This is a genomic window from Bacillus sp. FG16 (assembly GCF_057809515.1).
Map to the genome: position 1 here is coordinate 1 of NZ_JBMDKC010000164.1, position 7,476 is coordinate 7,476.

Below are 7,476 nucleotides of genomic sequence, written 5' to 3' on the forward strand. Positions count from 1 at the left end.
GCTAAGCGAGAAGAAATGGGAACTGGAAGCTGAGTTACGTAAAGTGCAAATCAGAATCAGCGCGGCAGAAGAAACTGCTGAAACGGAACGGAAACACCGCCTAGAATGTCAAGCAAGAGCGCAAGCATTAGGCATCGCATTGAAAGCCATATTGTAGGTGAGGAATATGAAACTCACCAGAGAAGAACGCATCCAGCTTACCTATCAGATTGGCGATATCATCGAACAGAAATGTAGACGGTGTTATTACAATCGTTCAGATGATGCGAGTTTCAGTATCAGCATTTGTGCGAATTGCCCGACTGGTCAGAAGTTACGCCAGTTGGGTAGGTATTTTGATACAGAGCCGAGACAACGCGCAGGGAAACCTGGAAATATTCCGGATGGATTGACACCAGATCGTGTAAGGGAACTCAATAAACAGGGGATTCCAGATAAAGAAATTAGTATCATGTTTGAACGAAGCCCTTCTTACGTTGGAAAAGTAAAAAATAAATGGAGAAAGCAAGGGTTATGGCAAGGGCCGAATCAGGTGCCGAAGAAGTCAAGTAAGCGAAAAAGGAGAACTAGGCATGATGAAAGCGATTGAAGATGTGAGAGCGATGCCAGATGAGGAGTTTATGAGTAAGTATGAAGATTTGGTACATCACTTTATCTGGAAGAGATATAAAGGCATGTTAGAAATAGTTAAAGCGAATACAGGTTTGGAGATGGAGGATTTGGTGCAGTACGGGATGATTGGTCTCATAAAAGCGAGAAGGGATTTTAACCATGAGCTCGGTTATCAATTCTCTACGTACGCGATACCAAAAATTCATGGAGAAGTTGGAAAGCTCATTATGAATAGTCACAAGATAAAGGTGCCTAGAGCCTTATATATACTGAGAGGAAAAATGATGAGGCAAGGATTGATGGAGGAAGATGCAGAGACGATTTGTAAACAACTGGGTGTACCTCTTCCAGATGTGAACGAGGCATTGCAATATCAACCCAATACAAAGTCTTTACAGGATGTCATGTATACATCAGCGAGTGGTGGTAAGGAAGAAATCCTGTTAGAAGATATGCTGGAAGATACACAAGCAATACATAAGTTGGGAGAAGTGGAGAATCATATGGTCCTTCAATCCTTTTACCAAACACTGGAGTGCCCAGAATTGATTGTGTGGGATATGCATGCGAAACATAAAACGCAGCAAGAAATTGGGAATAGAGTGGGGAGATGTCAGGTTCAAGTTAGTCGAATATTAAAACGAATCCAGCAAAGAGCCGCTGAGTTTGGGAAAGAGCAGGGATTAGGGAAATGAAATATACCAATGCATTTGTAAAGATGATAGCTATTTTAATGTATATTCCAATCGGTTACATCGTGTATTTGTATGTAACTAGATTTCCAAAGTATGAATGGATAATTAATGTCGGATGGGGATTTCTCATTTTGCTATTGTTATTGATGCCAATCCGAATGTGGAAGGATACGAATAAGTTGTAAGTGCATTTGAATATTATTGAATTCTATTAAAAAATGGAGGAATACGTAATGAAAGAACCTGTTAGTTATAACAGGTTCTCAGTACAAGGAATACAAGGAATACAAGGAATACAAGGAAACTGGTCCAGAGTAACCTGTGTATTTCTTGGTTTAATAGTAATGTATTCGAACTAAATAAAAAAATGCATAAAAACTAAATGAAATTCTTATTTGAATAGAGAGGGGAAATGAAAAATGACAAAAATACAAACATTTGCACATAACATGTTCGGCAATTTAGAAGTTCTTATCAAGGATGGAAAAGAGTATTTTCCGGCAACTGATGTCGCAAAAGTTCTTGGATATGCTGATCCACACAAAGCAGTGAAACAACATACAAAAGAGGACGGGTGGGCGATTTGCCCAGTGGTTATTGAAGAGAAAAATCAAACAGTTGAAAAGAGATTTATCAATGAACCGAACTTATATCGTCTAATCGTGAAATCCAAACTTCCTCAAGCAGAACAATTTGAAAAATGGGTGTTTGAAGAAGTACTCCCAAGCATTCGAAAACACGGGGCTTACATGACACCCCCTACGATAAATGCTTTACTACAAGATCCAGATTTACTCATTGGTCTCGCGTCGCAACTCAAACATGAGCAACAGGCAAGGCAATTGGCCGAGCACAAGAATCTCATGTTAACACAGCAAGTCGCAGAGAACGCATCTAAGATTACATACTTCGATCAAATTCTTCAGTCAAAAGATACGGTAACCGTCTCGCAAATTGCAGCTGATTATGGGTTGTCAGCAGTACGATTAAATAAAATCTTAAAGGATGAAAAAGTACAGTACAAAGTAAACAATCAATGGCTCCTGTATGCGAAACATCAAAATAAAGGGTATACGAAATCGCAAACAATTGATGTGACACATTCGGATGGTAGCAAATCTGTAAAGATGAATACGCGCTGGACACAAAAAGGTAGGTTGTTTATCCATGATATGTTGACGAAACGAGGTATTATTCCAGAAATGGATAAGGAGGCGGTATAAATTTTATACTGCAGAAAAGTGACCTCATAGAACTGGGTAAATTCGCGTTAGAATCTTTTTTGAATGTCACATAGGTATCGGGTGTGAGATGACCGTGCAATTTAGGAATTAAGCACTTTAAAATAGATGGTAAAAATATTGGGAGTTTTTAGAGGAGGGAGAGACGATGAGTAGCGCTTGTACATGTCATATTAATGCGGATACATGTTTGTGGTGTGAGTGGCAAGGAGTAAGAATAGGAACATTTGGCACGAGGGCGATGATTATGTTTCCAGACGGAAAGGAAATGTACTTTTATACATGTGATATAAATGAGGTCCATGATCTGATGGACGCACTAGCGGAATTAGTAATTGGATTTGAAATAAAGTCTGCCAAAGAATAATAACACAAAAAGCGGTTAGAAAACTAACCGCTTTTTGTGTTCCGACCAGAAAGGAGAAATTCAGTCAACAATCGGTAATAAATAGAGATAAGCCTTGCCTGATAGAGGCTTATCCATAGTATGAACGATATTCAAAATTTTATTCAGGAGGGTATCGATGAATCAATTATCTTTTTTTACCTATGTTGATGAGAAAGAAATCCGCCCTTTTGTGATAGAAGAATTGAAGAAGTATAAGGTGTTACGTGTTCGCTTTCAGAATCAGCGAGAACGAATGGAGGTAGGTGCAGACATCTTATTTCCAGAATTACGAAAGATAGATGTCCATGAACTGAAGTATAGGCAATTGCATCGTGCATTTGAACATGCGCTAGATCAAGACGAGCAACGAATATTGGAAATGAAATATATGAGCGCAACAGAGTTAAATGATGATTATATTTATACGGTATTAGGGATGAAGCGCGGTAAGTTTTATCGGAAACGAAAGTCAGGGATTTTGAATTTTGCAACTGCATTAGAGATGATATAAAAATTTATGGAACTTTTGGGGTACTATTTTGGGCACTAAATCGGGTACCTTTTTAAGTTGGAATCGGAGGTACGATATTCTTACAGTTACTGTTCGGAAGACAGGAGGCTGTGGGGATAGCGTATCCGCCATCATGGGAAGTGATGTGAGTGGGGCCCCATTATCAAAACGTTACCGAAGAACGGGCATGGGCGGTAGGAACCCGCGACAGGACGAAAAGACCACGAGAATTTATTTTATATTTATATACCAAGGTGGCTGTGATTTTATTTAGAGGAATAGTCAGCTTGTTCACTGTATAAAATACCACCTCTTGCTGAAAAGTATAGGTAGGAGGTGGTATCATTTGAAGTTTATTTGTACGTTCATAATAACATTTAGTATAGTATGGAGTTCTATCCAGCCCGTACAAGCAGCAACCCACACAGGACATTATATTCTTATCAAACGATCCGAACAAACATTATATTATGTGAAAGGCAAGCTGTTGCTTAAATCATTCCCAGTTGCAACCGGTCGAGATGAAAGTCCGACGCCTACAGGGAGATTTACTGTTATATATAAAGAAGAGAATCGTCCTTTCTATAAAGGGAATATTGCAGGTGGGGCATCGAATAATCCGCTAGGAACAAGATGGCTGGGCTTAAATATACATGAAACAGCAGGCAATACGTATGGGATACATGGAACAAATCAAGTTGGAAGCATTGGAATGAAGGTAAGCGCGGGATGTATTCGTATGAAGAATGCAGATGTGGAGTGGCTATACAATCATGTAGCAAAAGGAACACCTGTTATTATTCAGTAGTGAAGATGATAATTGAGAAGGAGCATCCATAGCGGGTGCTTTCACTATTTTGAAGCAAAAGAGCTATGCAAAAAGACCTTAGTTTATTCGCTTAAGGCCTTTATAGCTAACCATGCTAAACCACCTATTATCAGTAATGTTCCGAATAGAGTAAGTGCATGTCCAATAAAATATAAACTAGTAATGAAGAAAGTAAGTCCGATAACAAAAAAAGTAATTCGTAACCAATGGTTATAGTGTTCACTGCCTGTTATAGCAAGTGTAATGGGAACCATAGATAGTAAGAGCCAAATTGTCCCATTTAATAAAGAGAGGAAGAATGTTTGCCAAAACGCTTCGGTATTTCCAAAATAGTAACCACTCAGTAATTGAAAAGATTCAAGAGCTCCTTCGCTAGTAGGAACAGCGTTAATCCAATCCATAAGCAATACACTTAATGCAATATTAAAAGCTAATAAAATGAAATACAGTATGATGTGTTCATATAAAAAACTAACACATCGTATGGTAAAGCCACCAATACTTTGCATACAATCACTCCTTCTATTTTTATCATAGTGATTCGGAGAACACAGTTTGAATTCCTGCTTTTTCTGTTTGATTTTGTATATATTTGTAGTTTTTTGTGATAAAGGAAATAGTTATTGTAAGTGGAGTGGACAACGTAGACATCTAAAAAGAAAAGTGCATGTGGTGGATAAGAGAAGTGGTGAGGTGAAAATTATGCGTGCTAACGCTACGTTTTCAATGCAAATGAATGGGAAAAGTGAAGATGCAACTGCTTATGTGAACGGTATGACAAAAATCGTAGCTTTTTTGGTAGCTCACACGGATAGTGGAGTAATTGATACACTGCTAACGCAGGTTGATAAGGAAGAAAAAGCGTGTATCAAAGCCATTTTAGTTGGATGGAAGCATCATTCTCAATGAATAGAGTGTCTCACAAACTGTAGATTATGAGACGTTCAGACATAGAGCCTATTAGTAACGTTCGCTGTGTGTCAAAACTATGTATTAAAAACTATTGAATTTGATACGCGAAATTGATACAATGAAACCATCAAAGGTAAGGGGTGATGGTTGTATGATATTTGGATATGCGCGTGTTTCAACAAGAAACCAAACTGTAGATATGCAATGGGACGAATTAAAGCAGTTTGGGTGTGAAGAAATCGTCACAGAGAAGGAAAGTGGAGCGAAAAAAGATAGGGTTGAGCTTCAATCCCTTCTTGGAAAGCTTCGAAAAGGTGACACATTGGTTGTCTACAAGTTAGATCGTTTAGGAAGAACGATGCATCAGCTTGTGAACTTGCTCCAAGAGTTTCATGAAAAAGGCATTCATTTTGTATCGATGAAAGATGGGATTGACACCTCGACAACGATGGGCAGGTTTTTATTCCATATATTCGGTGCGATGGCTGAAATGGAACGAGAGGTAATTAATGAACGTGTGGTAAGCGGTGTGGCTGCAGCAAAAGCACGAGGACGTGAAGGCGGTAGAAAGAAAGCTCATACACCACAACAGATTGCAGGTATGATGGAAATGCTGGACGCTGGTAAAACAAAAGTGGAAGTATGTGACATGTTTGATGTAGCAAGAGCAACCCTATACAGATATATACGAGAAAACGAAAACAATACAACACATGTAAAGTAGCGAAAAGTCGCTACTTTTTATTTTGGATAGGATGAAAGTGTCGCCTGGATTCTATTTAGATACATATATAAAGTCTTTTTCACATCTTGGTAATGAATAGCGAGTGCGATATCTCCACTCAATGAGATGAGATAGGTAAAGCCAGTTACCTTGACAAAATGTTTGACACGTACAAGCATGGGGAAACACCTCCAAGAGTTCATTTGAAATCAGTATAACAAATATATGTAGTGTAGGGAACGTAAGAAATAGGAAGAGGTGGTAGATATGGGGAAAGGGAAGGCAAGTCCTTGGTTAACAAAAGAAGGGCTATTAAAAATAGAAGGATGGGCACGTGATGGACTGGTAGAAGAACAGATTGCACATAACATGGGTGTGAGTCGTTCCACGCTGAGCAATTGGAAGAATCGGCATCCACTCATTATACAAGCACTAGCAAAAGGAAAAGAAGTATCAGACCGTGAAGTAGAGAATGCACTATTTAAACGAGCAACAGGTTATACGTATGAAGAAGTCACTGTGGAGAGGGAGAAGGTAGACGGTGAGTTGCAAAGCATAGAAACCAAACGAGTGAAGCGACAAGTGCCACCTGATACAACAGCCATTATCTTTTGGCTTAAGAATCGAAAGCCAACGGTGTGGCGTGACCGACGTGAGATTGATCATAGTGGTGAAATGAAACAAACCGTTGTACAAAAGCCGGAACTGAGCAACCTGTCTGTGGAGGAGTTGAAACAAATTGAGTCAATCCTTACCAAGCCTGCCGACAGTGGAGGAGATACAAAGGGAAATAGCACGTCGTGATTATTATGAGTATGTGTGTTATGTCCATGAAGGTAGATACAAGAAAGCACCGCATAGTGAGTTTGTTGGTGGTGTCATTCAGGAAGCGATGGATAAAAAGAAACAAATGAACGCAGGCGAGATTCCAACCACGAACCAATACATTGCTATTAATATGCCACCGCGTCATAGTAAGTCGATGACCATTACGGAGACCTTACCATCGTATTATTTGGGGAACTTTCCTGAGGATAGAGTGATTGAGATAAGTTATAGTGATACATTCGCTCGTCGTTTCGGTAAGAAGAATAAAGAAAAGGTGAAACAGTATGGCGCAGATTTATTCGATATCCATATATCAAAAGAAAGCTCGGCGCATGATGAGTGGTTACTGGATAATGAAATAGGTGGTATGATCTCACGTGGTGTATTATCTGGTATTACGGGTATGGGTGCGGACTTAATGATTATCGATGACCCGATTAAGAATCGCGAAGAAGCGGATAGTGAAACGCACCGGAGTAAGATATGGGATGAGTGGATTGATTCTTTTTCCACACGTTTACATCCAGGCGCGATTGTTATCCTCATTCTCACAAGATGGCACGAAGACGACTTACAAGGTAGGTTGCTAAGTGAAGAATACGGGAAGCCGTTACCGTGGCAAGTTTACAATCTCCCACTGGAAGCTGAGGAAGACGATGTGATAGGACGAGCTGTAGGAGCACCGCTGTGGCCCGAGCGATATGGACTTGAATTCATACAAGAAAGGAAACGATAT

Annotated in this window: 12 protein-coding genes; 11 read left to right on the forward strand and 1 reads right to left on the reverse strand. The window is 39.5% G+C overall.

What is annotated here, in order from left to right; translation table 11 throughout:
* The first annotated feature begins 166 nt into the window (after window positions 1-166).
* From ACODS7_RS30305 to ACODS7_RS30335, 7 genes are all read left to right on the forward strand, one after another.
* On the forward strand, window positions 167-589 hold the full coding sequence (locus ACODS7_RS30305; RefSeq protein ID WP_243168548.1) for a hypothetical protein: 423 nt from the start codon (window positions 167-169) through the stop codon (window positions 587-589).
* On the forward strand, window positions 573-1,307 hold the full coding sequence (locus tag ACODS7_RS30310; RefSeq protein ID WP_243168547.1) for a sigma-70 family RNA polymerase sigma factor: 735 nt from the start codon (window positions 573-575) through the stop codon (window positions 1,305-1,307). Before ACODS7_RS30305 ends, ACODS7_RS30310 begins: the two co-directional genes overlap by 17 nt.
* Window positions 1,304-1,492: a hypothetical protein gene (locus ACODS7_RS30315; protein WP_243168546.1), complete on the forward strand. Its 189-nt coding sequence runs from the start codon at window positions 1,304-1,306 to the stop codon at window positions 1,490-1,492. The genes ACODS7_RS30310 and ACODS7_RS30315 overlap by 4 nt, the downstream gene beginning before the upstream one ends.
* Before the next feature lie 234 nt (window positions 1,493-1,726).
* Window positions 1,727-2,530, forward strand: a complete 804-nt coding sequence (locus ACODS7_RS30320; protein ID WP_243168545.1) for a phage antirepressor KilAC domain-containing protein — start codon at window positions 1,727-1,729, stop codon at window positions 2,528-2,530.
* Between the two features lie 166 nt (window positions 2,531-2,696).
* Window positions 2,697-2,915 carry a hypothetical protein gene (locus tag ACODS7_RS30325; RefSeq protein ID WP_243168544.1) on the forward strand — a complete coding sequence of 73 codons (219 nt, stop codon included), beginning with the start codon at window positions 2,697-2,699 and terminating at the stop codon, window positions 2,913-2,915.
* 157 nt (window positions 2,916-3,072) lie between these two features.
* Window positions 3,073-3,447: an ArpU family phage packaging/lysis transcriptional regulator gene (locus ACODS7_RS30330; RefSeq protein ID WP_144519466.1), complete on the forward strand. Its 375-nt coding sequence runs from the start codon at window positions 3,073-3,075 to the stop codon at window positions 3,445-3,447.
* 346 nt (window positions 3,448-3,793) lie between these two features.
* The gene (locus ACODS7_RS30335; RefSeq protein ID WP_243168543.1) at window positions 3,794-4,255 is read left to right on the forward strand and encodes a L,D-transpeptidase; all 462 of its coding nucleotides are present in this window, start codon (window positions 3,794-3,796) and stop codon (window positions 4,253-4,255) included.
* 83 nt (window positions 4,256-4,338) lie between these two features.
* On the opposite strand, the gene ACODS7_RS30340 is transcribed toward ACODS7_RS30335, so the two are convergent.
* Complete coding sequence (locus ACODS7_RS30340) at window positions 4,339-4,785, reverse strand: hypothetical protein (protein WP_243168542.1); 447 nt, start codon at window positions 4,783-4,785, stop codon at window positions 4,339-4,341.
* A 217-nt stretch (window positions 4,786-5,002) separates the two neighbouring features.
* On the opposite strand from ACODS7_RS30340, the gene ACODS7_RS30345 reads away from it, so the two are divergent.
* The 4 genes from ACODS7_RS30345 to ACODS7_RS30360 form a co-directional block, all read left to right on the forward strand.
* Window positions 5,003-5,185 (forward strand): hypothetical protein, encoded by a 183-nt coding sequence (locus ACODS7_RS30345; protein WP_488828352.1) that lies wholly within the window; start codon window positions 5,003-5,005, stop codon window positions 5,183-5,185.
* 154 nt (window positions 5,186-5,339) lie between these two features.
* Window positions 5,340-5,912: a recombinase family protein gene (locus tag ACODS7_RS30350; RefSeq protein ID WP_243168541.1), complete on the forward strand. Its 573-nt coding sequence runs from the start codon at window positions 5,340-5,342 to the stop codon at window positions 5,910-5,912.
* Between the two features lie 267 nt (window positions 5,913-6,179).
* Window positions 6,180-6,716 carry a hypothetical protein gene (locus tag ACODS7_RS30355; protein WP_243168540.1) on the forward strand — a complete coding sequence of 179 codons (537 nt, stop codon included), beginning with the start codon at window positions 6,180-6,182 and terminating at the stop codon, window positions 6,714-6,716.
* Window positions 6,652-7,476 (forward strand): terminase large subunit domain-containing protein (locus tag ACODS7_RS30360; protein ID WP_488828350.1); only part of this gene is annotated, 825 nt, incomplete at its 3' end. The genes ACODS7_RS30355 and ACODS7_RS30360, both read left to right, overlap by 65 nt.

What these genes read in the sequence shown, in the direction of transcription:
- ACODS7_RS30340 (WP_243168542.1), bottom strand. Translation starts at nt 4,785, where the DNA reads ATGCAAAGTATTGGTGGCTTTACCATACGATGTGTTAGTTTTTTATAT.
- ACODS7_RS30350 (WP_243168541.1), top strand. Translation starts at nt 5,340, where the DNA reads ATGATATTTGGATATGCGCGTGTTTCAACAAGAAACCAAACTGTAGAT.
- ACODS7_RS30330 (WP_144519466.1), top strand. Translation starts at nt 3,073, where the DNA reads ATGAATCAATTATCTTTTTTTACCTATGTTGATGAGAAAGAAATCCGC.
- ACODS7_RS30310 (WP_243168547.1), top strand. Translation starts at nt 573, where the DNA reads ATGATGAAAGCGATTGAAGATGTGAGAGCGATGCCAGATGAGGAGTTT.
- ACODS7_RS30345 (WP_488828352.1), top strand. Translation starts at nt 5,003, where the DNA reads ATGCAAATGAATGGGAAAAGTGAAGATGCAACTGCTTATGTGAACGGT.
- ACODS7_RS30325 (WP_243168544.1), top strand. Translation starts at nt 2,697, where the DNA reads ATGAGTAGCGCTTGTACATGTCATATTAATGCGGATACATGTTTGTGG.
- ACODS7_RS30355 (WP_243168540.1), top strand. Translation starts at nt 6,180, where the DNA reads ATGGGGAAAGGGAAGGCAAGTCCTTGGTTAACAAAAGAAGGGCTATTA.
- ACODS7_RS30315 (WP_243168546.1), top strand. Translation starts at nt 1,304, where the DNA reads ATGAAATATACCAATGCATTTGTAAAGATGATAGCTATTTTAATGTAT.
- ACODS7_RS30320 (WP_243168545.1), top strand. Translation starts at nt 1,727, where the DNA reads ATGACAAAAATACAAACATTTGCACATAACATGTTCGGCAATTTAGAA.
- ACODS7_RS30305 (WP_243168548.1), top strand. Translation starts at nt 167, where the DNA reads ATGAAACTCACCAGAGAAGAACGCATCCAGCTTACCTATCAGATTGGC.